General features: G+C 62.2%; 1 protein-coding gene. It reads left to right on the top strand.

The features are described from left to right. On the top strand, positions 1-230 hold a 230-nt coding region (locus tag G9F75_RS19890), incomplete at both ends, for a hypothetical protein (RefSeq protein ID WP_167409349.1).

Raw genomic sequence — 230 nt, 5'->3', positions numbered from 1 at the left:
ATGATGCCGGCTCAGTTTATAGAGATGAGCGAATGGCCGGTCACGCCGAGCGGAAAGCTTGACCGCCGCGCGCTGCCGGCTCCCGACGGAGCGGCAGACAGACAGGCGTACACCGCCCCGCGGAACGTCACGGAAATGAAGCTTTGCGCCCTCTGGGAAGAGGTGCTGAAAAACGGCCCCGTCGGCATCCGGGATCACTTTTTTGAGCGGGGCGGCCATTCGTTAAAAGC

Source organism: Bacillus sp. EKM208B, assembly GCF_011800725.1.
GTDB lineage: Bacteria > Bacillota > Bacilli > Bacillales > Bacillaceae > Bacillus > Bacillus velezensis.
This window is presented reverse-complemented; position numbering and strand designations above follow the sequence as displayed.